The organism is Burkholderia sp. 22313 (genome assembly GCF_052045245.1).
GTDB lineage: Bacteria > Pseudomonadota > Gammaproteobacteria > Burkholderiales > Burkholderiaceae > Burkholderia.
This window is the reverse complement of record NZ_JBQEON010000020.1, coordinates 19,678-41,239: the sequence shown is the minus strand read 5'-3', so window position 1 is coordinate 41,239 and position 21,562 is coordinate 19,678. Positions and strand designations below refer to the sequence as shown.

The 21,562-nt window shown below is 68.9% G+C and carries 26 protein-coding genes; 22 read left to right on the top strand and 4 right to left on the bottom strand.

Annotated elements, in window-relative coordinates; genetic code table 11:
* The first annotated feature begins 3 nt into the window (after positions 1–3).
* Complete coding sequence (gspF, locus tag ACTJKF_RS17860; RefSeq protein ID WP_440624817.1) at positions 4–1,221, top strand: type II secretion system inner membrane protein GspF; 1,218 nt, start codon at positions 4–6, stop codon at positions 1,219–1,221.
* 30 nt (positions 1,222–1,251) lie between these two features.
* Here gspF and ACTJKF_RS17855 read toward each other — a convergent pair whose 3' ends face one another.
* Positions 1,252–1,662: a hypothetical protein gene (locus ACTJKF_RS17855; RefSeq protein ID WP_440624816.1), complete on the bottom strand. Its 411-nt coding sequence runs from the start codon at positions 1,660–1,662 to the stop codon at positions 1,252–1,254.
* Positions 1,663–1,840: 178 nt separating this feature from the next.
* Here ACTJKF_RS17855 and gspG point away from each other — a divergent pair, with 178 nt between their 5' ends.
* The 8 genes from gspG to ACTJKF_RS17815 are packed head-to-tail and all read left to right on the top strand — an operon-like array spanning position 1,841 to position 7,806.
* On the top strand, positions 1,841–2,293 hold the full coding sequence (gspG, locus tag ACTJKF_RS17850) for a type II secretion system major pseudopilin GspG (protein ID WP_440624815.1): 453 nt from the start codon (positions 1,841–1,843) through the stop codon (positions 2,291–2,293).
* Between the two features lie 42 nt (positions 2,294–2,335).
* Entirely contained in the window at positions 2,336–2,884 is a 549-nt protein-coding gene (locus ACTJKF_RS17845; protein WP_440624814.1) for a GspH/FimT family pseudopilin, read from the top strand.
* A complete protein-coding gene (gspI, locus tag ACTJKF_RS17840; RefSeq protein ID WP_440624813.1) occupies positions 2,881–3,288 on the top strand; it encodes a type II secretion system minor pseudopilin GspI in 408 nt (135 codons plus the stop codon). The genes ACTJKF_RS17845 and gspI overlap by 4 nt, the downstream gene beginning before the upstream one ends.
* Complete coding sequence (locus ACTJKF_RS17835) at positions 3,266–3,970, top strand: PulJ/GspJ family protein (RefSeq protein ID WP_440624812.1); 705 nt, start codon at positions 3,266–3,268, stop codon at positions 3,968–3,970. The genes gspI and ACTJKF_RS17835 overlap by 23 nt, the downstream gene beginning before the upstream one ends.
* A gap of 2 nt (positions 3,971–3,972) precedes the next feature.
* Positions 3,973–5,085 carry a type II secretion system minor pseudopilin GspK gene (gene gspK, locus ACTJKF_RS17830; protein ID WP_440624811.1) on the top strand — a complete coding sequence of 371 codons (1,113 nt, stop codon included), beginning with the start codon at positions 3,973–3,975 and terminating at the stop codon, positions 5,083–5,085.
* Positions 5,086–5,109: 24 nt separating this feature from the next.
* Positions 5,110–6,483 (top strand): type II secretion system protein GspL, encoded by a 1,374-nt coding sequence (gene gspL, locus ACTJKF_RS17825; RefSeq protein WP_440624810.1) that lies wholly within the window; start codon positions 5,110–5,112, stop codon positions 6,481–6,483.
* Positions 6,480–6,986 carry a type II secretion system protein GspM gene (gene gspM / locus ACTJKF_RS17820; protein WP_440624809.1) on the top strand — a complete coding sequence of 169 codons (507 nt, stop codon included), beginning with the start codon at positions 6,480–6,482 and terminating at the stop codon, positions 6,984–6,986. Before gspL ends, gspM begins: the two co-directional genes overlap by 4 nt.
* A 31-nt stretch (positions 6,987–7,017) precedes the next feature.
* Positions 7,018–7,806: a type II secretion system protein N gene (locus tag ACTJKF_RS17815; protein ID WP_440624808.1), complete on the top strand. Its 789-nt coding sequence runs from the start codon at positions 7,018–7,020 to the stop codon at positions 7,804–7,806.
* A gap of 27 nt (positions 7,807–7,833) precedes the next feature.
* On the opposite strand, the gene ACTJKF_RS17810 is transcribed toward ACTJKF_RS17815, so the two are convergent.
* Together ACTJKF_RS17810 and ACTJKF_RS17805 are read right to left on the bottom strand one after the other, a co-directional pair.
* Complete coding sequence (locus tag ACTJKF_RS17810) at positions 7,834–9,375, bottom strand: efflux transporter outer membrane subunit (protein WP_440624807.1); 1,542 nt, start codon at positions 9,373–9,375, stop codon at positions 7,834–7,836.
* A 283-nt stretch (positions 9,376–9,658) separates the two neighbouring features.
* The gene (locus ACTJKF_RS17805; RefSeq protein WP_440624900.1) at positions 9,659–9,943 is read right to left on the bottom strand and encodes a multidrug ABC transporter ATPase; all 285 of its coding nucleotides are present in this window, start codon (positions 9,941–9,943) and stop codon (positions 9,659–9,661) included.
* A gap of 175 nt (positions 9,944–10,118) precedes the next feature.
* Between ACTJKF_RS17805 and ACTJKF_RS17800 the strand changes: the two genes are divergently transcribed.
* Both ACTJKF_RS17800 and ACTJKF_RS17795 read left to right on the top strand, forming a co-directional pair.
* Positions 10,119–10,607, top strand: a complete 489-nt coding sequence (locus ACTJKF_RS17800; RefSeq protein WP_440624806.1) for a MarR family winged helix-turn-helix transcriptional regulator — start codon at positions 10,119–10,121, stop codon at positions 10,605–10,607.
* Between the two features lie 175 nt (positions 10,608–10,782).
* Positions 10,783–12,345 (top strand): DHA2 family efflux MFS transporter permease subunit, encoded by a 1,563-nt coding sequence (locus ACTJKF_RS17795; protein ID WP_440624805.1) that lies wholly within the window; start codon positions 10,783–10,785, stop codon positions 12,343–12,345.
* Between the two features lie 82 nt (positions 12,346–12,427).
* Here ACTJKF_RS17795 and ACTJKF_RS17790 read toward each other — a convergent pair whose 3' ends face one another.
* Positions 12,428–13,354 (bottom strand): LysR substrate-binding domain-containing protein, encoded by a 927-nt coding sequence (locus ACTJKF_RS17790; RefSeq protein WP_440624804.1) that lies wholly within the window; start codon positions 13,352–13,354, stop codon positions 12,428–12,430.
* 140 nt (positions 13,355–13,494) lie between these two features.
* Between ACTJKF_RS17790 and ACTJKF_RS17785 the strand changes: the two genes are divergently transcribed.
* The 11 genes from ACTJKF_RS17785 (at position 13,495) to ACTJKF_RS17735 (ending at position 21,541) form a co-directional block, all read left to right on the top strand.
* Positions 13,495–13,971 (top strand): CidA/LrgA family protein, encoded by a 477-nt coding sequence (locus ACTJKF_RS17785; RefSeq protein WP_440624803.1) that lies wholly within the window; start codon positions 13,495–13,497, stop codon positions 13,969–13,971.
* Positions 13,972–13,984: 13 nt separating this feature from the next.
* Positions 13,985–14,707, top strand: a complete 723-nt coding sequence (locus ACTJKF_RS17780; RefSeq protein ID WP_440624802.1) for an LrgB family protein — start codon at positions 13,985–13,987, stop codon at positions 14,705–14,707.
* Positions 14,708–14,969: 262 nt separating this feature from the next.
* Complete coding sequence (gene fliL / locus ACTJKF_RS17775) at positions 14,970–15,506, top strand: flagellar basal body-associated protein FliL (protein WP_440624801.1); 537 nt, start codon at positions 14,970–14,972, stop codon at positions 15,504–15,506.
* 22 nt (positions 15,507–15,528) lie between these two features.
* The gene (gene fliM / locus ACTJKF_RS17770; RefSeq protein ID WP_440624800.1) at positions 15,529–16,527 is read left to right on the top strand and encodes a flagellar motor switch protein FliM; all 999 of its coding nucleotides are present in this window, start codon (positions 15,529–15,531) and stop codon (positions 16,525–16,527) included.
* Entirely contained in the window at positions 16,520–17,011 is a 492-nt protein-coding gene (fliN, locus tag ACTJKF_RS17765) for a flagellar motor switch protein FliN (protein ID WP_440624799.1), read from the top strand. Before fliM ends, fliN begins: the two co-directional genes overlap by 8 nt.
* Entirely contained in the window at positions 17,008–17,577 is a 570-nt protein-coding gene (gene fliO / locus ACTJKF_RS17760; RefSeq protein ID WP_440624798.1) for a flagellar biosynthetic protein FliO, read from the top strand. The genes fliN and fliO overlap by 4 nt, the downstream gene beginning before the upstream one ends.
* Positions 17,578–17,613: 36 nt before the next feature.
* Entirely contained in the window at positions 17,614–18,375 is a 762-nt protein-coding gene (gene fliP, locus ACTJKF_RS17755) for a flagellar type III secretion system pore protein FliP (RefSeq protein ID WP_440624797.1), read from the top strand.
* Positions 18,376–18,391: 16 nt separating this feature from the next.
* Positions 18,392–18,664 carry a flagellar biosynthesis protein FliQ gene (fliQ, locus tag ACTJKF_RS17750; protein ID WP_006750427.1) on the top strand — a complete coding sequence of 91 codons (273 nt, stop codon included), beginning with the start codon at positions 18,392–18,394 and terminating at the stop codon, positions 18,662–18,664.
* Between the two features lie 28 nt (positions 18,665–18,692).
* Positions 18,693–19,484 carry a flagellar biosynthetic protein FliR gene (fliR, locus tag ACTJKF_RS17745; RefSeq protein WP_440624796.1) on the top strand — a complete coding sequence of 264 codons (792 nt, stop codon included), beginning with the start codon at positions 18,693–18,695 and terminating at the stop codon, positions 19,482–19,484.
* A gap of 133 nt (positions 19,485–19,617) precedes the next feature.
* Positions 19,618–20,622: an ABC transporter substrate-binding protein gene (locus ACTJKF_RS17740; RefSeq protein ID WP_440624795.1), complete on the top strand. Its 1,005-nt coding sequence runs from the start codon at positions 19,618–19,620 to the stop codon at positions 20,620–20,622.
* 121 nt (positions 20,623–20,743) lie between these two features.
* A complete protein-coding gene (locus tag ACTJKF_RS17735; protein WP_098550200.1) occupies positions 20,744–21,541 on the top strand; it encodes an ABC transporter ATP-binding protein in 798 nt (265 codons plus the stop codon).
* Positions 21,542–21,562: the final 21 nt, after the last annotated feature.

Genomic DNA, 21,562 nt, shown 5'->3' with positions numbered 1-21,562 from the left:
GCGATGCCGGCATTCCGTTTCGAAGCAATCGATCCGGCGGGACGCGCGCAGAAAGGCGTGATCGATGCCGACAGCGCGCGCGCCGCGCGCGGCCAGCTGCGCACGCAGGGGCTCACGCCGCTCGTCGTCGAGCCGGCCGCGAGTGCGAGCCGCGGCGCGCGTTCGCAGCGCCTCGCGTTCGGCCGCAAGCTGTCGCAGCGCGAGCAGGCGATCCTCACGCGCCAGCTCGCGAGCCTGCTGATCGCGGGGCTGCCGCTCGACGAGGCGCTCGGCGTGCTCACCGAGCAGTCCGAACGCGACTACATCCGCGAACTGATGGCCGCGATCCGTGCGGAAGTGCTCGGCGGCCATTCGCTCGCGAATGCGCTGGGCGAGCATCCGCGCGACTTCCCGGAGATCTACCGCGCGCTCGTCGCGGCGGGCGAGCACACCGGCAAGCTCGGCATCGTGCTGTCGCGGCTGGCCGACTACATCGAACAGAGCAACGCGCTGAAGCAGAAGATCCTGCTCGCGTTCACGTATCCGGGCATCGTCACGCTGATTGCATTCGGCATCGTCACGTTCCTGCTGAGCTATGTCGTGCCGCAGGTCGTCAACGTGTTCGCGAGCACCAAGCAGCAGCTGCCGCTGCTGACGATCGTGATGATGGCGCTGTCCGATTTCGTGCGGCACTGGTGGTGGGCGATCCTGATCGCGGTCGCGCTCGTCGTGTGGTTCGTGAAGGCGACGCTGTCGCGCGACGGGCCCAGGCTCGCATTCGACCGCTGGGTGCTGACCGCGCCGCTCGCGGGCAAGCTCGTGCGCGGCTACAACACGGTGCGCTTCGCGAGCACGCTCGGCATCCTGACCGCGGCCGGCGTGCCGATCCTGCGCGCGTTGCAGGCGGCCGGCGAGACGCTGTCGAACCGAGCGATGCGCGCGAACATCGACGATGCGATCGTGCGCGTGCGCGAAGGCTCCGCGCTGTCGCGCGCGCTGAACAACGTGAAGACGTTTCCGCCGGTGCTGGTGCATCTGATCCGTTCCGGCGAAGCGACGGGCGACGTGACGACGATGCTCGACCGCGCGGCGGAAGGCGAGGCGCGCGAACTCGAGCGGCGCACGATGTTCCTGACGAGCCTGCTCGAGCCGCTGCTGATCCTGGCGATGGGCGGGATCGTGCTCGTGATCGTGCTGGCGGTGATGCTGCCGATCATCGAGCTGAACAACATGGTGCAGTAACGGCCTGACGGCCGGTCAGGCCACCACCGTTCAACGCATGTAGATCGCGGGGGACGGCGTGTTCGCGGGGAGCTGGACTTCGGCGCGGGCGCCGTTGCGGTCGACGATGATCGAACGGCTGCGGACTTCGGCGAGCTTCGCGCCGGGCGCGAGCTCCGCGCCGAGCGACACGGCGCGCGGCGGTTCGCCGCCGATGCCGACGATCGCGGCGGCGCCATGATCGAGCGCGAGAATGCCGAACAGGTGGATGTCCTGCACGGGATTCTTGTCGAGCTGTCCGCCGAATAGCGCGGCGGCGTCCTCGGTGCGGATCGGCAACCGCGCGGCGGCGGCGGGCAGCGGCGTTTCGCGGGCCGACAGCGTGACGACCCAGTAGGTGGCCGTCGCGCACAAACCCGCGAAGAGGGCGAGGGAGAGGATCCGGATCGAGAGCGCGTTCATGCGCGCTATTGTACGGATGTATGTGAAATTTGCGTTGGGTGAAAGCCCTCGGCGATGCGCGCCTTACAATGCGTGCTCCGCGCCCCCGGGAAACGGAAGCTTGCCGTCAGGCAAACGTCCGGAATGCGCCGGGCGCATCACTCAATCGACGACATTTTTTGGAAAGAGGTAGTCAGTCATGCAAACGTGGATCACTCGCCGTAATGCGGCCGTGCGCCGTCAGCGCGGTTTCACGCTGATCGAGATCATGGTGGTGGTCGCGATCATCGGGATCCTGGCGGCACTGATCGTGCCGAAGATCATGAGCCGCCCCGACGAGGCGCGCCGTATCGCCGCGAAGCAGGACATCGGCACGATCATGCAGGGGCTCAAGCTGTACCGGCTCGACAACGGCCGCTATCCGACCCAGGAGCAGGGCCTGAACGCGCTGATCCAGAAGCCGACCACCGATCCGATCCCCAACAACTGGAAGGACGGCGGCTATCTCGAACGCCTGCCGAACGATCCGTGGGGCAACGGCTACAAGTACCTGAACCCGGGCGTGCACGGTGAGATCGACGTGTTCAGCTACGGCGCCGACGGCAAGGAAGGCGGCGAAGGCAACGACACCGACATCGGTTCGTGGCAGTAAGCGTGCGCTGACCGGTCGACGCTCTTCACCGTTCTTCCATTCATGCCCGCCCTTCGCACGCCCTTGCGCTCCGCACGCGATTGCCGCGATGCCCGCGACAACCGCGTGCGGAGCGGCGCGATCATGACCGCGCCGCAGGCGCGCGCGCGCGGCTTCACGCTGCTCGAGATGCTGGTCGTGCTCGTGATCGCGGGCCTGCTGGTGTCGCTCGCGTCGCTGTCGCTCACGCGTAATCCGCGCACCGACCTGCGCGAGGAAGCGCAGCGCGTCGCGCTGCTGTTCGAGACGGCGGGCGACGAAGCGCAGGTGCGCGCGCGACCGATCGCGTGGCAGCCGACCGCGCACGGTTTTCGTTTCGACGTGAGCTCGCCCGACGGCTGGCGCACGCTGCGCGACGACCTGCTGCGTCCGCGCGACTGGGACGGCGGCGTCACGGGCGCCGATATCGATTATCCGGGGTCGGACACGCGCGCGAGCCGCGTCGTGTTCGGCACCGAAAGCATCGACACGCCGGTGCGCGTGACGCTGCATTCGGCGGTCGGCAGCGCGACGATCGTCGGCACCGGCAACGGCCGCTACGAGGTGCAATGACGATGCGTCGTCGCCTGCCCTTCCCGGCTTCTTCTTCCCGCGGCTTCACGATGATCGAGGTGCTGGTCGCGCTCGCGATCATCGCGGTCGCGCTTGGCGCGTCGATCCGCGCGGTCGGCACGATGGCGACCAACGCGTCCGATCTCCATCGCCGGCTGCTCGCCGGCTGGAGTGCCGACAACGCGCTCGCGCAGCTGCGCCTCACGCATGCTTGGCCGGAGGTCGGCGAGCAGAGCTTCGATTGCTCGCAAGGCAACGTGCAGCTCGTCTGCACGCAGCGCGTGAGCACGACGCCGAACCCGGTATTCCGGCGCGTGCAGGTTTCGGTGAGCATGCCCGGGCGCGCCGGCGTGCTCGCGCAAATGGTGACGGTGGTCGCGAATGAAACCAGCCGTCCGCTCTGACGCGCCGATGCGGCGCCGGCCCGCGCGTTCCGCCGGCGCGCGCCGCGTGCGCGGTTTCACGCTGATCGAACTGATGATCGCGGTCGCGATCCTCGCGGTCGTCGCGATTCTCGCGTGGCGCGGGCTCGACCAGATCATGCGCGGCCGCGACAAGGTCGCGTCCGAGATGGAAGACGAGCGCGTGTTCGCGCAGATGTTCGACCAGATGCGTATCGATGCGCGGCTCGCCGCGACCGACGACGAAGCCGGCCAGCCGGCGATCGGCGTCGCCGGCAATACGCTGCAGATCGTCCGTGAGCTCGACGTGCCGGGCGCCGCGCCGCGGCTGCAGGTGGTCCGCTACCGGATCGCCGGCGGGCGCGTGGTGCGCTATGCGTCGCCGCCGCTCGACGACGCGAACCGGTTGCGCGACGCGCTGAAGGACAGCAGCGTCGACGGCTGGAGCTGGGTTGCGCTGATGGGCGGCGTCGGCGCGATCGACGCGAAGCTGTACGTGCCGCGCGTCGGCTGGACCACCAATCTGCAGACGGCCAACGACGCGCTGGCGCAGAACAACGATGCGCTGAAGGTGCCGCAGATCGGCAACGCGCCGCCCGCGCGCGCGGTGACGGGGCTGCAGGTCAGCATCGGCGCGACGTCGCTGCGCGTGCCCGTCACCCGCATCTTCCTCGTCGGGGAATGACGATGCGCGCACGCCCTCACCGGTCCCGGTTCGCCGCGCATGCTCAGGCACGCGCACGCCGCGAACGCGGCGCGGCGATCATCACCGCGCTGCTCGTCGTCGCGCTGTCGGCGATCCTCGTGTCGGGGATGCTGTGGCGCCAGCAGGTGCAGATTCGCCGCATCGAGAACCAGCGCGTGATCGCGCAGGCGCAGTGGGTCGCCCGCGGCGCGCTCGACTGGACGCGCATGATCCTGCGCTCCGAAGGCGACACCGCGCCCGGCATCACCTATCTCGGCGGAATCTGGGCCGTGCCGATCGCGAAGACCAAGCTGTCGGACTTCCTCGGCCGGATCGGCGCGCCGAACGACAACGGCGGCGAAGACACCTATATCTCCGGATCGATCGAGGACGCGCAGGCGAAGTACAACCTGCGCAACCTGGTGTCGTCGCCGGCGCCCGGCGTGCTGCAGCTCAACGTGATGCAGCTCCAGGCGTTCCAGCGGCTCCTGGCGACGCTCGGCTACGACGGCGCGTTCGCGAAGCGGATCGCGTTGCAGATGCGCGCGGGCCTGATGCATTCGGCAACGCGGTTCCAGACGCCGACGCTACCTGGCGCCGGCACGGCCGCGACTGCGCCGGTGCCCGGCGGCGACATGGCCGGTAACGTCACCGACGATCCCGGCATGTCCGACGGCGACCGCGGGCCCGCGCCGCTCGTGATGACCGGCGTCGACAGCCTGCTCGACGTCGACGGCGTGACGCCGGAGATGGTCGTGCGGCTGCGCCCGTTCGTCACCGTGCTGCCGACCACGACGCCGGTGAACATGAACACCGCGCCGGCCGAGGTGATCGCCGCGCTGGTGCCGGGGATGAGCGTGTCGTCCGCGCAGGCGCTCGTGTCGCGCCGCGAGACCGTGTTTTTCCGCAACATCGGCGACGTGCAACTCGCGCTGCGCGGCGCCGGCGCGCCGAACGTGACGATCGACGCGAGCCTCGTCGACGTCAATTCGAGTTATTTCATCGTGCATGGCCGGATCCAGCACGATCGCGCGGAGGTCGATCGCACCTCGCTCGTGTATCGTGATCCGACCACGCACTCGACGCGGGTCGTGCGCATCCGCGACCAGCTATAACGACGCCATCCGGGAGAGGAGCTCTTGAGCACGCTGATTGTTTCTTTGCCGCCGCGCGAGCCGGCCGTGCCGTTGCAGGAATGGCAGTGGCCCGAGCTGCCGTTCACGCTCGTGGACAAGGCCGGCCAGGTACAGCGCGCGGGCCGCGCCGCGCTCGCACTGCTGCCGCGCGCGACTGCGACGCTGCTGATCGTCGCCGCGCGCGACGTGCTGCTGCTGGCCGCGACCGTGCCGCCGCTCAAGGGGCCGAAGCTGCGCCAGGCGCTGCCCAATATCGTCGAGGATCAGCTGATCCAGGATCCGCTCGGCTGCCATATCGCGCTCGATCCGGTCGCGCTGCCCGACGGCCGCCGTGTGCTGGCCGTCGTCGATCGCGCGTGGTTCCGCACGATCTGCGACGCGTTCACCGCAGCCGGCCACCGGCACCTGAGCGCGGTGCCCGCGACACGCTGCCTGCCCGCGCCGCGCACGCCGGCGGCGGCGGCTGCGCAGGATGCGCCCGCCGCCGATGACGCGCCGCAAGCCGTCGCCGTCACGGATGCAGCCGAACCGCTCGCGCGCCCGACTGCGGTGGCCGCGGTGCTCGGCCTCGCGACCGCCGTCGAACCGGCGCTCGTCGAGGCCGGCGCGCAGCCGGCCGCGGCCGGTGCGCCGCGTCTCGAACTTGCGATCGCGCGCGGCGCGCTCGGCGAAGGTTTCGCGGCGCCTGCTTCGCGTGCCGGCGGTACGCTCGCCGCGCTGTCGGGTGGCGGCGACGTCGAACTGTACGAACTCGGCGAGCCGGGCGCGGAGCCGCGCCTCGCGTCGCTCGGCCGCGCCGACGGCCCGCTGCTGCCGGGCGCGCAACCGCTGTCGTTCGACGCGTTCGCGCGGCGTGCGCTCGCCGAACGCTTCGATCTGTGCCAGTTCGAATTCGAATCGCAGCCGTGGCGCTTCGACCGCGCGACGGTGAAGCGCCTGCGCGTGCCGATCGCACTCGTCGCGGCCACGCTCGGCGTCGCGGTGATCGGGATGAACCTGCACTGGTGGAAGCTGTCGCGCGAGCGCGATGCGCTGTCCGCGCAGATCACCGAGACGTTGCTGTCGGCGTTCCCGAAGACGACGACGGTGCTCGATCCGCCCGCGCAGATGCAGCGTCAGCTCGACCAGCTGCGCGTCGCGGCGGGCGAGCTGTCGCCAAACGATTTCCTCGCGCTGTCGAGCGGGCTGTCGCGTTCGATGGGCGCGCTGCCGCTGAACGGAATCGCATCGCTCGATTATCACGACCGGCGGCTCGACGTCGGCTTCAAGCCGGAGGTCAAGGTCGACCCCGATTTCCCGCAGCGCCTCGCGCGCAACGGGCTGGCCGGCGAAGTCGACAGCAGCACCGGCAAATGGACGATCCGGAGCCGCTCATGAAGACGGAACAACTGAACCAGGCGGTCGCGCAGTTCTGGGGCGAACGCACGCCGCGCGAGCGGACGCTGCTCGGCTGGGGCGGCGCCGTGCTGGCCGTCGCGATCGCCTACTCGGTGCTGTGGTCGCCCGCGCAGGAAGGTCGTGCGCGGATCCGGCACGAGCTGCCGACGATGCGCCGCGAGCTTGCGCAGATGACCGCGCAGGCCAACGAAGCGAAGTCGCTGACGGCCGCCGCGCAAGGCGTCGCGCCGACCGGCCTCGCGCTGAAGGACGCGCTCGCCGCGTCGCTGTCCGATCACGGGCTGCAGGGGGCGCAGTTGCAGGTCGTCGGCAACGGCGTGCAGATCCAGATGAAGAACGTGCCGTTCCCGGCGTGGACCCAGTGGCTCGACGACGCGCGCCGCCAGTTCAAGGTGCAGGTCGGCGAAGCGCACGTGACCGGGCTGAAGGAAGATGGCCAGGTCGACCTGACGGCCGTGATGCAACCCTCGACGCAGAAATGACGCAGTGACTGAAACCAGCGACGATCGGCCGATGCGGCCAGGGATCGGGCGGCTCGTCGCCGCCTTGCCGTGGGTGGCGGCAGGTGGGCTCGCGACGGCGCTGACGCTCGTGGCACTCGCGCCGGCCGCGTGGATCGCGCCGCAGTTCGCGCGCGCGACGGGCGGCCACGTGAACCTCGTCGATCCGGACGGCTCGCTGTGGCACGGTTCGGGCACGCTGATGCTCGCGCCGGGCGCGGACCAGAGCGCCGCGACGCTGCTGCCGGGCCGGGTCGAGTGGACCACGCGCTTCTGGCCGCTGCTGACCGGGCGCGTGCAGATGCGCATGCGGCAGACCGAGGCGATGCCCGATGCCGTCACGCTCGATGCGACGTGGCGCGGCGCGGTGCTGTCGGCGGGCTCGATGGCGGTGCCCGCGTCGCTGCTCGCCGGGCTCGGCACGCCGTTCAACACGCTCGATCTGCAGGGCAACGTGCGGCTCGGCTGGACCGACTGGCGGATGATCGGCAACAACGCGTTCGGCCAGTTGACGGTGACGATCGATTCGATGAGTTCGCGCGTGTCGCGCGTGAAGCCGCTCGGTTCGTACCGTGCGGTGCTGCAGGCGAAGGGGACGGACGCCGATCTCGACCTGTCGACGACGCAGGGCCCGCTGTTCCTCGACGGGCACGGCAGTTTCGGCCCCGGCCAGGCATCGTTTCGCGGCACCGCGCATGCGGCGCCCGAGCAGCAGGCGAACCTCGCGGGGCTGCTGAACCTGCTCGGCCATCCGATCGGCAACAACGCGGTATCGCTGATCTTCGGCGACGCGACGCGCTGAACGCGCGTCGCCCGCTCCTGTTTCCCGTTATTTCTGCGCGAGCGGCGCGGCCGGCGCCGCCGTGGCGGACGCCGGCACCGGTGCCGGCGCAGCCACATCGCCCGTTTCGCGCGTCATGTCCGACGCATCCCAGCCGCCGCCGAGCGCCTTCACGAGCCCGACCGACGACACCATCCGCTGCCCGGCGATCGTCGCGAGCTTCTGGTGCGCGGTGAACGCGGTGGTCTGCGCGGTCAGCACGTTCAGGTAGGCGACGGTGCCGGCCTTGTACTGGTTCGTGACGATCGCGAGCGCGTGCTCGGCGCTGTCGACGGCCTGCCGCTGCACGTCGATTTCCTGCGCGAGGATGCGTTGCGACGCGAGGTTGTCCTCGACGTCCTGGAACGCGGTGAGCACCGCGAGACGGTACGCGGCGACGTCCTGGTCGTAGGTCGCGCGTGCGGCATCGGTCTGCGCGGCGCGCAGGCCGGCGTCGAACAGCGTCGCCGCGAGCTGCGGGCCGACCGTCCAGAAGCGCGCGGGCAACGTGAACAGTTGCGACCACACCGAGCTCTGGAAGCCGCCGGTGGCCGACAGCGTGAGCGTCGGGAAGAACGCGGCGATCGCCACGCCGATCTGCTCGTTCGCGGCCGCCGCGCGGCGTTCGGCCGCGGCGATGTCGGGCCGGCGTTCGAGCAGCGCGGACGGCACGTCGACCGGCGTGATCGGCGGTTCGGCCGTGAGCGGGTTCGGCGGCAGCGAGAACGTCGACGCCGGTTCGCCGATCAGCGTCGCGATCGCATGCTCGTACTGCGCGCGCGCGACGCCGTTGTCGATCGACGCGGCCTGCGCGCTCTGCAGCTGGGTTTGTGCCTGGATCACGTCCGCGCGCGCGGCGACGCCCTGCGCGTACTGGTTCTGCGTGAGCTTCAGCGATTCGCCGTACGACTTCACGGTATCGTCGAGCAGCCGTTGCAACGCATCGGACGTGCGCAGCTGGAAGTAGGTCTGCGCGAGCAGCGCCTGCTGCGACAGTCGCGCGTTCGCGAGCTCGGCCGCGGCAGCCGCTTCGCCGGCGCGCTGCGCGCTGACGGTGCGGCTCACCTTGCCCCACAGGTCGGGCTCCCAGCTCGCATCGAGGCCGACGCTGTAGCTGTTGCTGATCGACGAACTGCTGCCGAAGCTCGACGAACCCGACGACGAGGACGCGCGCCCGGAGCGCGCGCGCGACCCGGATGCGGTCAGCCCGACGGTCGGGAAATACGCGGCGCGCGCCTCGGTGACGAGCGCGCGGGCCTGCCGGTACGCGGCGGCCGATTGCGCGATGGTCTGGTTCGATGCGTTGAGCTTGCCGATCAGCGCGTCGAGCTGCGGATCGTTGTAGACGCTCCACCACGGGCCGCGGTCGGCCCGGTCGGCCGGCTGCGCGACCTTCCAGCCGGCCGGCGCTTCCTTGAAGGCGGCGGGGATCGACGTGTCGGGCCGGTGATAGTCGGGCCCGACGGCGCAGCCGGCGAGCAGCACGGCCGTCGCAACGGCGACGGCGGCGCTCAGCGGGCGAAGGGCGCGCGGGAGGGAAGCGTACGGCATCGTGGTTTCCTGTCTGGGCGCGACGCTCGGCGGGCGGCGTCGCGCGAATGCGGTCGTGCAGTGCGGTCGATGTGCCGCTGGCGGACAAATGGTAACTGACGGCGGGAAAGCTGCGCAGCCCTAAGGGTACGGTGCGCGGCAGCACGAATGTGTTACCGGCGCGGCCGGCCGGTTTACCGGCCATTACGACCGGCTTGCGGACGAGACAGGCAACGGATGCGATGACACCGGGCCGCGGGGGATGCGGCCGGCGTTCAGTCGGGATGGCGGGCGCGGTGCGGCTTCAGTGGCAGCGCGCGGGCACCGGAATGGGCTGGGCGGCGGCCCGCCATGTCGACGGCTCCGTGGCCGCCGGCTGGCCGGTGCGACGGGCGGCGCCCTTCGCGTTGCGCTGCCGGCGATGATCGAACCAGGCGAACCCGAGCGCCGCGAGCGATCCGCCCGGTACCACCAGCATCGTCACGTACAGTGCGATCTTCCAGCCGCGGTGCGGCCCGGAGAACACATGATGAGCGGTATCGGTCAGGTTGCGGCGCAGCGCGCCGGCGGCATTTTTCAGGAACAGCATCGCGAACATCCTCGGGGGGCCCGGCAGTGCGGGCTAGGCGGTCAGAACATCGTCTCCGGCAGTGCAACATGCACGTCGTAACTGGTTGACTGAAATAATATTGACTAAGCAATCATTTTTCAAGATACTGGGCGCGTTTTGACCTGAAACGCACTGTTGCTGTGTGCGCAATCGCATGAACGGCGGCCTCTACGATCCCGACACCATCGCCCTGGAAACGAGCCTCGGTTATTACCTGACCAAGGCCCGGCAGGCGCTCGTCGAGCGAATGGACCGCGCGCTCGAGCCGTACGACCTCACCGCGCAGCAAATCGGCGTGATCCTGCTGCTGTCACGCGGCTATGCGCGCACGCCGTTCGAGCTGTCGCGCAAGATGTCGTACGACAGCGGTTCGATGACCCGGATGCTCGACCGTCTCGAGCGCAAGGGCCTGGTCGCGCGCTCGCGCAGCGAACAGGACCGCCGGATGATCGAGCTGACGCTGACCGAACGCGGCACCGACGCGGCCCGCGCGCTGCCGTCGCTGATCGCGGCCGCGCTGAACGCGCAACTGGCCGGCTTCTCGGCCGACGAACTCGCGACGCTCACCGGCCTGCTGCAGCGGTTCATCGCCAATGGGCCCGGCGACGCCGGCTGCCCGAAACCGGATGAACCGGATTGCTGAGCGCGGGAGGCCCGATGTCCAGGTTAAGCATTCGCTTATTTATCTGTCTGGGCAGAAGATGACGAGACACATGCTCCGTCTGCCCCCTTCCCTGTTCCACCCGGCCGGGCCGCGCGGTATCGTGCGCCCGTGCGTTGCGGCGGCGCGTTGCGCGCGCCGCGTCTAGGAGATTCCGATGTCCGCCACCCCGGTATCCGCCGCGCCGGCTGCCCCCGCGCCCGCGCCGCTCACCGGCGGCGCGCTCGCGCTGCTCACCGTCGGGCTCGCGCTCGGCACCTTCATGGAAGTGCTCGACACGTCGATCGCGAACGTCGCGGTGCCGACCATCTCGGGCAGCCTCGGCGTCGCGACGAGCCAGGGCACCTGGGTGATCTCGTCGTATTCGGTCGCGTCCGCGATCGCGGTGCCGCTGACCGGCTGGCTCGCGCGGCGGGTCGGCGAAGTGCGCCTGTTCACGCTGTCGGTGCTCGCGTTCACGATCGCGTCGGCGCTGTGCGGCCTCGCGAGCAACTTCGAGACGCTGATCGCGTTCCGGTTGCTGCAGGGCCTCGTGTCGGGCCCGATGGTGCCGTTGTCGCAGACGATCCTGATGCGCAGCTACCCGCCCGCGAAGCGCGGGCTCGCGCTCGGGCTATGGGCGATGACGGTGATCGTCGCGCCGATCTTCGGCCCGTTGCTGGGCGGCTGGATCAGCGACAACTACACGTGGCCGTGGATCTTCTATATCAATTTGCCGATCGGCATCTTTTCCGCGACCTGCGCGTATTTCCTGCTGCGCGGCCGCGAGACCAACACGAGCAAGCAGCGGATCGACGCGATCGGCCTCGCGCTGCTCGTGATCGGCGTGTCGTGCCTGCAGATGATGCTCGACCTCGGCAAGGACCGCGACTGGTTCAACTCGAGCTTCATCGTCGCGCTCGCGCTGATCGCGGTCGTGTCGCTCGCGTTCATGCTCGTCTGGGAGGCGACCGAGAAGGACCCGGTGGTCGACCTGTCGCTGTTCAAGGACCGCAACTTCGCGCTCGGTGCGCTGATCATCTCGTTCGGCTTCATGGCGTTCTTCGGCTCGGTCGTGATCTTCCCGCTGTGGCTGCAGACGGTGATGGGCTACACGGCCGGCAAGGCCGGCCTCGCGACCGCGCCGGTCGGGCTGCTCGCGCTGGTGCTGTCGCCGCTGATCGGGCGCAACATGCACCGGCTCGACCTGCGGATGGTCGCGAGCCTCGCATTCATCGTGTTCGCGGGCGTGTCGATCTGGAATTCGACGTTCACGCTCGACGTGCCGTTCAACCACGTGATCCTGCCGCGGCTCGTGCAGGGGATCGGCGTCGCGTGCTTCTTCGTGCCGATGACGACGATCACGCTGTCGAGCATCTCCGACGACCGGCTCGCGAGCGCATCGGGACTGTCGAACTTCCTGCGCACGCTGTCCGGCGCGATCGGCACCGCGGCCAGTTCGACGTTCTGGGAGAACGATGCGATCTACCACCACGCGCGGCTGGCGGAATCGGTGAGCGTCTACGCGCAGAACACGACCGACTATCAGGGCGCGCTCGCCCAGATCGGGATCGTCGGGCAGACGGCCAACGCCCAGCTCAACCAGATCGTCACGCAGCAGGGCTTCATGATGGCGACCAACGACTTCTTCTACCTGTCCGCGGGCATGTTCGTCGCGCTCGCGGCGCTCGTGTGGATCACGAAGCCGAGGAAGGGGGCCGGGCCGGCGATGGGGCATTGAAATGGGCAAGACTGGCGACGGGAGCGTCCGGCCTGCGCGTTCGCGTTGCGTGGATTGCCGGATTGAACCAAGCCGGCGAAGGTCACTCCCTGGCCCGTAATCCCCCGAACGCCAGATCGTCGCCCGACGCGATCGGCAGCGTCGCCCGCGCAACCTCGAGCCACGCACGCGCCGCGTGCGACAGGTAACCCTTCTTCAGCCAGCCGAGCGCGATCGCCCAGGTGATCTCCGGCTCGACGATCGGCCGGCACGTGAACTGCCGCGCATCGAGCCGCCGGCAGTACGGCTCCGGCAACAGCGCGATGCCGACGCCCGCGTGCACCAGCGCGGCCATGAAATCCCAGTGGCCGCTGCGGCTCACGATCGACGGCGTGAAGCCGACCTGCCGGCACGCGTCCAGCACCGCATCGTGCAGCGCGAGGCTTTCCGCATAGAACACGAACGACTCGCGCGCGAGATCGGCGAGCGGCACGGCCGCGTGATCCTCCCAGCGCGATTCGCGCGGCGCGACGAGCCACAGCGGCGCGCGCACCATCGGCAGCCGCTCGAACGTGCCGGGGTCGACCGGCTCCAGCAGCCCGCCGAGCTCCAGTTCGCCCGACATCAGCGCGGCCTCGATCATCCGCGCGCCCTGCTCGAACAGCTTCAGCTCGATGTTCGGATAGCGCTGCTTGTACGCGGCGATGATCGGCGTGAACAGCGACCCGCCGAGCGGCGGAATGCCGATCGTCAGCTCGCCGCGCCCGAGCGTGCCGAGATCGTTCAGCTCCGACTGCAGCTGCGCCTGCGCGGCGAGCACGTCCTGCCCGCGCTGGAACACGATCCGCCCCGCGTCGGTCAGCACCATCTGCCGGCCGTCGCGCAGCAGCAGCGGCGAGCCGATCTCGTCCTCGAGCGCCTTCACCATCTTGCTGATGGTCGGCTGCGTGACGAACAGCCGGTCGGCGGCCGCGGTGAAGCTCTGCTGACGGACCACCTCGACGAAGTACCGCAACGCGCGCAATTCCATCGATCACTCCCCAGATTGGTGCGGCACACGCACCTGAATTCCGAATTGGAATGACAAGGATAGAGACAAGTCATTTTATTTATGGTTAGGGGAAACCCTATACTTGGGCCATCGACAGAAACATCCGTATGGAGCCCGCCATGAACAAGCCGACCGCCACGATCGCCGCCCGTCCCGCCGCTTCCGGCAACGTCGCGCACACCGGCCGGATCGCGCTGCAGGCCGCCGCGCTCGGCGTGCTGTGGATGGCGGTCGACTGGGCCGTGCGCAAGATCGGGCTGCCGGTGCCGTCCGGCGTGATCGGCCTCGCGGTGTTGCTCGTCCTGCTGTTCTCGGGCCGCGTCACGCCCGCATGGGTGAAGGACGGCGCGAACTGGCTGCTGTCCGACATGCTGCTGTTCTTCGTGCCGGCCGCCGTTGCGGCGGTCCAGTACGGCGGGCTGTTCCGCGAGGACGGCTGGCGCATCGCGCTGGTCATGCTCGCCGGCACCGCGTTCGTGATGGTCGCCGTGGCCGTCGCGGTCGACCTCGCCGCGAAGCTCGAACGCCGGCTCGCCGCGCAGCGCGTGTTCGCCGAACGCCGCCGCGCGCGCCTCGCCACCGTGTCCGCCCACTGAGCCGGAGCCCACGATGCCTGCGCTGCCGTCGAACCTGTCCGCCGACCACATGAATACCGCGATCTCCGTCGGCTGCTTCGTGCTGACGGTCGTCCTGTATTTCGCGTCGAAGCGGCTCTACGCGTACAGGAAGACGCTGCTGTTCTCGCCGCTCGTGTTCGTGCCGGGCGTGCTGGTGCTGCTCGTCTTGCTGACCGGCATCCCGTATTCGGTCTACTTCCGCGACACGCGCTGGCTGATGTGGCTGCTCGGCCCGGCGACGATCGCGTTCGCGGTGCCGATCTACGAGTATCGCGACCTGATCCGCCGCCACTGGCTATCGCTGTCGGTCGGCGTCGCGGTCGGGATCGGCGCGGGCGTGTGCGGGTCGCTGCTGCTCGCGAAGCTGCTGCACCTGTCGCCCGAGCTGCAGCGCTCGCTGATGACGCGCTCGGTCTCGACCCCGTTCGCGCTCGCCGTGTCCGACAAGATCCACGCGCCGAAGGACCTCACCGCGCTGTTCGTGATCGCGACCGGCATCTGCGGGATGCTGCTCGGCGAGATCGTGCTCGCGCTGGTGCCGATGCGCACGCGGCTCGCGCGCGGCGCGCTGTTCGGTGCCGCCGCGCACGGTGTCGGCACCGCGAAGGCGCGCGAGATCGGCAGCGAGGAAGGCGTCGTGTCGAGCCTCACGATGATGATCGCGGGCGTCGCGATGGTGCTGATCGCGCCGCTGCTGTCGCTGTTGCCGATCTGACCGCGCGAGCGACGCCCGCCAAGCGCAGGCCTGATCGTGCCTGCCGCCATCGTCGCGGCAGGCCCCGTGCGGCAAGAACGGCGCCTCCTCCCGGCCACGCCCGCTCCGTCTGCCGGCCTGGCGGCCTTTTCCGCGCCCGGCATGGCCGTCTTGTTCCGCCCACCCTGCCCTGCGTCCGGCCGACACCCGGCCGACAATCGGCTGAGATAGCCGCAATTCCCCCCTCTTTTCCGCCCATCGGGCTCGGCCCGGATGCCGAACAATGCATGCTACGAGACATCACGCACGCATTCACATGGCCTCCACGACTGCAAACCCGCCTGCCGACAAGCCGGCTTCGTCCGGCAAGTTCAAGCGCATCGCGCTCATCGCCGTCATCGCGCTGGGCGCGGCGGCTGCCGCCGCGGGCGGCATGTACGTGTTCCTGAGCAAGGCAGGCGTCGGCCATGCGAGCGCGCCCGCCGAACCGCCGCCGCTCGCCGCGCCGGTGTTCTTCCCGCTCGACCCGCTGACCGTGAACCTGCAGTCGGACGACGGCGTGCAGCACTACCTGCGCGTCGGCCTGTCGCTGAAGCTCACCGACCCGAAGGCGCAGGAGCAACTGACCGCGCGGATGCCGGAGATCCGCAGCCGGATCCTGCTCGCGCTGTCGAACAAGCATCCCGAGGATCTCGCGACGCCGGACGGCAAGCGTTCGCTCGCGACGGAACTGCGGGACCTGATCGAGCAGCCGACGCAGCCGGGCAACCAGCGCGCGAAGGTCGACGACGTGTTGTTCACCGAATTCGTCGTCCAGTAACGCGGCCGGCAAAGGAGCGCGCATGGGCCACCAGGAGTTCATGTCCCAGGAGGAGGTCGACGCCCTCCTCAAGGGCGTCACGGGCGAAACCGACGCAGTCGACGAGTTGCGCGACACGTCGGGCGTCCGCCCCTACAACATCGCGACGCAGGAGCGGATCGTCCGCGGCCGGATGCCCGGCCTCGAGATCATCAACGACCGCTTCGCGCGCCTCTTGCGGATCGGCATCTTCAACTTCATGCGGCGCACGGCGGAAATCTCCGTGAGCCAGGTGAAGGTGCAGAAGTACAGCGAGTTCACCCGCAACCTGCCGATCCCGACGAACCTGAACCTGGTGCACGTGAAGCCGCTGCGCGGCACGTCGCTGTTCGTGTTCGACCCGAATCTCGTGTTCTTCGTGGTCGACAACCTGTTCGGCGGCGACGGGCGCTTCCACACCCGCGTCGAGGGCCGCGACTTCACGGCCACCGAGCAGCGGATCATCGGCAAGCTGCTGAACCTCGTGTTCGAGCACTACACGACCGCGTGGAAAAGCGTGCGGCCGCTGCAGTTCGAATTCGTGCGCTCGGAGATGCACACGCAGTTCGCGAACGTCGCGACGCCGAACGAGATCGTGATCGTCACGCAGTTTTCGATCGAATTCGGGCCGACGGGCGGCACGCTGCACATCTGCATGCCGTATTCGATGGTCGAGCCGATCCGCGACGTGCTCTCGTCGCCGATCCAGGGCGAGGCGCTCGAAGTCGACCGTCGCTGGGTGCGCGTGCTGTCGCAGCAGGTGCAGTCCGCCGAGGTCGAGCTGACTGCGGATCTCGCGGAGATTCCGTCCACCTTCGAGAAGATCCTGAACCTGCGCACGGGCGACGTGCTGCCGCTGGAGATCGAGGACACGATCACCGCGAAGGTCGACGGCGTGCCGGTAATGGAATGCGGCTACGGCATTTTCAATGGTCAATATGCGTTGCGCGTGCAGAAGATGATCAGCGCGGGCGATGCGATGAAGGAAGGTGGATATGAGTGAGCTGAACCAGACGCCCGACGATGACATCCAGGCGATGGCCGACGCGGCCCTCGCGGCTTCGGCCGCCGACGCCCAGGCGGCACCGGCCGCAGTGGAAGAGGATCCGGGCATGGACGACTGGGCCGCCGCGCTCGCCGAGCAGAATCATCAGCCGGTGCAGGCGGGCGCGACCGGCGCCGGCGTGTTCCAGCCGCTGTCGAAGGCCGCGGCCAGCTCGACGCACAACGACATCGAGATGATTCTCGACATCCCGGTCAAGATGACCGTGGAACTCGGCCGCACGAAGATCGCGATCCGCAACCTGCTGCAGCTCGCGCAGGGCTCGGTCGTCGAGCTCGACGGCCTCGCCGGCGAGCCGATGGACGTGCTCGTGAACGGCTGCCTGATCGCGCAGGGCGAGGTGGTGGTCGTCAACGACAAGTTCGGCATCCGGCTGACCGACATCATCACGCCGGCCGAACGCATCCGGAAGCTGAACCGGTGAAGGTCGTGACGTCCGGCCGCCGCATGCGCAGTGCGACCGCAGCGGCTGCGCTGGCCGTTGCCGCGTCGCTGGCCTGTGCGCCGGCCGGCGCCGCCGACATGAACGCGGTGAACAACGCCGGCGCCATCGCATCGAGCGTGACGGTCGGTTCGGCCGTGCCGTCGCTCGGCGTCGGCGCGGTGCTGCAGACGCTCGTCGGGCTCGCGGTCGTGATCGGTCTCGTATTCGGCTGCGCGTGGCTCGCGCGCCGTTTCGGCTTCCAGCCCGCGCGGCGCGGCGGCCCGCTGAAGGTCGTGTCGAGCGTCGCGGTCGGTGCAAAGGAAAGCGCGACGATCGTCGAGATCGGCGACACCTGGCTCGTGCTCGGCGTCGCGCCGGGCAACGTGCGGCTGCTGCATACGCTGCCGGCCGGCTCGGCGGCCGTCACGACGCCGGCATCGGCGTCGGCCGACACCGCCGCCGGCACCGCTTCCGCCGAAGGCCAGCCCGGCACGTTCGGCGCGCGGTTTCGCGACGCGCTCGCGGGCGAAGCCGCGAAGCGCTTCGGGCGCGGCAAGGACCGCTGACATGGCGTCGCGCCCTCTTTCCGTACTCGCATTTCGATGAAACACGACTTCCTGCGTCACGCGGCGCGCCTCGCGCCCGTGCTGATCCTCGGCCTCGCCCCCGCGCTCGCGTGCGCGCAGGCGGCCGGCCTGCCCGCGTTCAACACGAGCCCGGGCCCGCACGGCGGCACCACCTATTCGCTGAGCGTGCAGACGATGCTGCTGCTCACGATGCTGTCGTTCCTGCCGGCGATGTTGCTGATGATGACGAGCTTCACGCGCATCATCATCGTGCTGTCGCTGCTGCGCCAGGCGCTCGGCACCGCGACGACGCCGCCGAACCAGGTGCTGGTCGGCCTCGCGATGTTCCTCACCTTTTTCGTGATGTCGCCGGTGCTCGACAAGGCTTACACCGACGGCTACAAGCCGTTCTCCGACGGCTCGATGCCGATGGAGCAGGCCGTGCAGCGCGGCGTCGCGCCGTTCAAGACCTTCATGCTGAAGCAGACCCGCGAGACCGATCTCGCGCTGTTCGCGAAGATCTCGAAGGCCGCGCCGATGCAGGGCCCGGAAGACGTGCCGCTGTCGCTCCTGGTGCCCGCGTTCGTCACGAGCGAGCTGAAGACCGGCTTCCAGATCGGCTTCACGATCTTCATTCCGTTCCTGATCATCGACATGGTCGTCGCGAGCGTGCTGATGTCGATGGGGATGATGATGGTGTCGCCGTCCACCGTGTCGCTGCCGTTCAAGCTGATGCTGTTCGTGCTGGTCGACGGCTGGCAGCTCCTGATCGGCTCGCTCGCGCAGAGCTTCACGTAAGCGGAGGACGTACGCGATGACGCCCGAACAAGTCATGACGCTGGCGCACCAGGCGATGATGGTCGGCCTGCTGCTGGCCGCCCCGCTGCTGCTGGTCGCGCTCGCGGTCGGCCTCGTCGTGAGCCTGTTCCAGGCCGCGACGCAGATCAACGAATCGACGCTGTCGTTCATCCCGAAGCTGCTCGCGGTGGCCGCGACGCTCGTGATCGCCGGCCCGTGGATGCTGACGACGATGCTCGACTACCTGCGGCAGACGCTGCTGCACGTCGCGACGCTCGGCGCCGGCTGACCGGCACGCCCGGCAGCGTTGCCCCGCGATGTTCTCGGTTACCTACGCGCAGCTCAACGGCTGGCTGACCGCCTTCCTGTGGCCGTTCGTGCGGATGCTCGCGCTCGTCGCGACGGCACCCGTGGTCGGCCACGCGGCGGTGCCGGTGCGCGTGAAGATCGGCATTGCCGCGTTCATGGCGCTGGTCGTCGCGCCGACGCTCGGCGCGATGCCGGCCGTCACCGTGTTCTCCGCGCAGGGTATCTGGATCGTCGTCACGCAGTTCCTGATCGGCGCCGCGCTGGGCTTCACGATGCAGATCGTGTTCGCGGCCGTCGAGGCGGCCGGCGACTTCATCGGCCTGTCGATGGGGCTCGGCTTCGCGACCTTCTTCGACCCGCATTCGAACGGCGCGACGCCCGTGATGGGCCGCTTCCTGAACGCGATCGCGATGCTCGCGTTCCTCGCGGTGGACGGCCACCTGCAGGTGTTCGCGGCGCTGGCCGCGTCGTTCCAGTCGCTGCCGGTGTCGGCCGACCTGCTGCACGCGCCCGGCTGGCGCACGCTCGCCGCGTTCGGTGCGACCGTGTTCGAAATGGGGTTGCTGCTCGCGCTGCCGGTGGTCGCGGCGCTGCTGATCGCGAACCTCGCGCTCGGGATCCTGAACCGCGCGGCGCCGCAGATCGGCATCTTCCAGATCGGCTTTCCGGTCACGATGCTGGTCGGGCTGTTGCTCGTGCAACTGATGATCCCGAACCTCGTGCCGTTCGTGTCGCACCTGTTCGACATGGGGCTCGACGCGATGGGGCGCGTGCTGCTCGGGTGGCGCCAGGCCACCTGAGTCGCCGCTTGCTGGAAAACCCCTAAAGGAATCGCCCGCCCGCGAAAGGTGCCGGAAGGTTTCGTCTCCCTATACTCGTTATGACGATGCAGCAAGCATCGCGCCATGCGAATACAACGAAGGAGACAACCCGATGCGACCCATCCTGCGCACCCTCGCCATTGCAGCCAGCCTGAGCTGCGCGCTCGCTGCCCACCCCGCTTTCGCCGACGACGGCGGCAAGATCACGATCATGGTCGGCGGGATCGCGAAGCTGATCTACCTGCCCGCGCGGCTCACGCAGGAGCTCGGCAACTTCAAGGCCGAAGGGCTCGACGTCGAGCTGCTGTCGCAGCCGGCCGGCGTGGACGCCGAGAACGAGCTGCTGGCGGGCGCCGTGCAGGGTGTCGTCGGCTTCTACGACCATACGATCGACCTGCAGAGCAAGGGCAAGGACGTGAAGGCGATCGCCGTGTTCGGCCAGGTGCCGGGCGAAGTCGAGATGGTGTCGACCAAGGCGGCGCCCACGTTCAAGTCGATGGCCGACGCGAAGGGCAAGACGCTCGGCGTGACGGGCCTCGGCTCGTCGACGAGCTTCCTCACCCAATACCTCGCGCTGCAGCACGGCGTGCAGTCGACGCAGTACACGATGCTGCCGGTCGGCGCGGATGCGAGCTTCATCGCCGCGATCAAGCAGGGTCGCATCGACGCCGGGATGACGACCGAGCCGACCGTATCCGCACTCGAGAAGATGGGCGACGCGAAGGTGATGGTCGACATGCGCACCGTCGACGGCACGCGCGCCGCGCTTGGCGGCACCTACCCGGCCGCGAGCCTGTACGTGCAGTCGGCGTGGGCCGATTCGCACAAGGCGGAAGCGACCAAGCTCGCGCACGCATTCGCGAGGACGATGCAGTTCATCCACACGCACAGTGCCGAGGAAATCGCCGCGAAGATGCCGTCCGACTACCAGAAGGACAAGGGCCTGTACGTGGCCGCGCTGAAGGCGTCGCTGCCGATGTACACGGCCGACGCGAAGATGCCGGCCGACGGCCCGGCGACCGTGCTGAAGGTGCTGTCGGCGTTCAACCCGTCGGTGAAGGGCAAGCATATCGATCTGGCACGCACCTACACCAACGATTTCGTGAACGCGAAGTAATCGATCTCGGCTGAGGCGCCGGCGGCGGCGATCCCGCCGCCGTGCGTTCCCCGTTCCGGCCCGGTTGACCGGCCCGGCGTCGCCACGATGCGGCGCCCTCTTCACCCGCAGGACGAATGCGATGAATCAGGCAGTCTCCCCGAGCACACCGGCGATCGAGTTTCGCAATGTGTCGTGCCGCTTCATTTCGCCGGAAGGCAAGGCCACCGTCGCGCTGCGCGACTTCAGCATGAGCGTCGCGCGCGGCGAGTTCATCGCGATCGTCGGGCCGACCGGCTGCGGCAAGTCGACCACGCTGAACATGATCACCGGGCTGCTCAAGCCGGTGTCCGGCGAGGTCCGCGTGATGGGCCGCCCGGTCGACGGGATCGATCCGCGCATCGGCTTCGTGTTCCAGGCCGACGCCGTGTTCCCCTGGCGCAACGTGATCGACAACGTCGCGGCAGGCCCGCTGTTCCGCGGCCGCTCGAAGGACGTCGCGTACGCGCAGGCCGAGGAATGGATCCGCAAGGTCGGCCTCGACAAGTTCACGAAACACTACCCGCACCAGCTTTCGGGCGGGATGCGCAAGCGCGTCGCGCTCGCGCAGACCTTCATCAACCAGCCGGAAATCCTGCTGATGGACGAGCCGTTCTCCGCGCTCGACATGCAGACCCGCACGCTGATGCAGGACGAACTGCTGCAGCTGTGGTCTGCCAACAAGGGCTCGGTCGTGTTCGTCACGCACGATCTCGAGGAGGCGATCGCGCTCGCCGACCGCGTGTTCGTGCTGACCGCGCGGCCAGCGACGCTCAAGCGCGTGTACGAGATCGACCTGCCGCGTCCGCGCGTCATGTCGGAAGTGCGCTACGACGCGCGCTTCATCGAGATTTCCAAGGACATCTGGCACGACCTGCGCGAAGAAGTGCAGATCGGTTGACGCATATGCCGCACGGCAAGC

Excerpts from the sequence above, each read along its gene's own strand:
- gspF (WP_440624817.1), top strand. The coding sequence starts at position 4 with ATGCCGGCATTCCGTTTCGAAGCAATCGATCCGGCGGGACGCGCGCAG.
- ACTJKF_RS17855 (WP_440624816.1), bottom strand. The coding sequence starts at position 1,662 with ATGAACGCGCTCTCGATCCGGATCCTCTCCCTCGCCCTCTTCGCGGGT.
- gspG (WP_440624815.1), top strand. The coding sequence starts at position 1,841 with ATGCAAACGTGGATCACTCGCCGTAATGCGGCCGTGCGCCGTCAGCGC.
- ACTJKF_RS17845 (WP_440624814.1), top strand. The coding sequence starts at position 2,336 with ATGCCCGCCCTTCGCACGCCCTTGCGCTCCGCACGCGATTGCCGCGAT.
- gspI (WP_440624813.1), top strand. The coding sequence starts at position 2,881 with ATGACGATGCGTCGTCGCCTGCCCTTCCCGGCTTCTTCTTCCCGCGGC.
- ACTJKF_RS17835 (WP_440624812.1), top strand. The coding sequence starts at position 3,266 with ATGAAACCAGCCGTCCGCTCTGACGCGCCGATGCGGCGCCGGCCCGCG.
- gspK (WP_440624811.1), top strand. The coding sequence starts at position 3,973 with ATGCGCGCACGCCCTCACCGGTCCCGGTTCGCCGCGCATGCTCAGGCA.
- gspM (WP_440624809.1), top strand. The coding sequence starts at position 6,480 with ATGAAGACGGAACAACTGAACCAGGCGGTCGCGCAGTTCTGGGGCGAA.
- ACTJKF_RS17815 (WP_440624808.1), top strand. The coding sequence starts at position 7,018 with ATGCGGCCAGGGATCGGGCGGCTCGTCGCCGCCTTGCCGTGGGTGGCG.
- ACTJKF_RS17810 (WP_440624807.1), bottom strand. The coding sequence starts at position 9,375 with ATGCCGTACGCTTCCCTCCCGCGCGCCCTTCGCCCGCTGAGCGCCGCC.
- ACTJKF_RS17805 (WP_440624900.1), bottom strand. The coding sequence starts at position 9,943 with ATGCTGTTCCTGAAAAATGCCGCCGGCGCGCTGCGCCGCAACCTGACC.
- ACTJKF_RS17800 (WP_440624806.1), top strand. The coding sequence starts at position 10,119 with ATGAACGGCGGCCTCTACGATCCCGACACCATCGCCCTGGAAACGAGC.
- ACTJKF_RS17795 (WP_440624805.1), top strand. The coding sequence starts at position 10,783 with ATGTCCGCCACCCCGGTATCCGCCGCGCCGGCTGCCCCCGCGCCCGCG.
- ACTJKF_RS17790 (WP_440624804.1), bottom strand. The coding sequence starts at position 13,354 with ATGGAATTGCGCGCGTTGCGGTACTTCGTCGAGGTGGTCCGTCAGCAG.
- ACTJKF_RS17785 (WP_440624803.1), top strand. The coding sequence starts at position 13,495 with ATGAACAAGCCGACCGCCACGATCGCCGCCCGTCCCGCCGCTTCCGGC.
- ACTJKF_RS17780 (WP_440624802.1), top strand. The coding sequence starts at position 13,985 with ATGCCTGCGCTGCCGTCGAACCTGTCCGCCGACCACATGAATACCGCG.
- fliL (WP_440624801.1), top strand. The coding sequence starts at position 14,970 with ATGCATGCTACGAGACATCACGCACGCATTCACATGGCCTCCACGACT.
- fliM (WP_440624800.1), top strand. The coding sequence starts at position 15,529 with ATGGGCCACCAGGAGTTCATGTCCCAGGAGGAGGTCGACGCCCTCCTC.
- fliN (WP_440624799.1), top strand. The coding sequence starts at position 16,520 with ATGAGTGAGCTGAACCAGACGCCCGACGATGACATCCAGGCGATGGCC.
- fliP (WP_440624797.1), top strand. The coding sequence starts at position 17,614 with ATGAAACACGACTTCCTGCGTCACGCGGCGCGCCTCGCGCCCGTGCTG.
- fliQ (WP_006750427.1), top strand. The coding sequence starts at position 18,392 with ATGACGCCCGAACAAGTCATGACGCTGGCGCACCAGGCGATGATGGTC.
- fliR (WP_440624796.1), top strand. The coding sequence starts at position 18,693 with ATGTTCTCGGTTACCTACGCGCAGCTCAACGGCTGGCTGACCGCCTTC.
- ACTJKF_RS17740 (WP_440624795.1), top strand. The coding sequence starts at position 19,618 with ATGCGACCCATCCTGCGCACCCTCGCCATTGCAGCCAGCCTGAGCTGC.
- ACTJKF_RS17735 (WP_098550200.1), top strand. The coding sequence starts at position 20,744 with ATGAATCAGGCAGTCTCCCCGAGCACACCGGCGATCGAGTTTCGCAAT.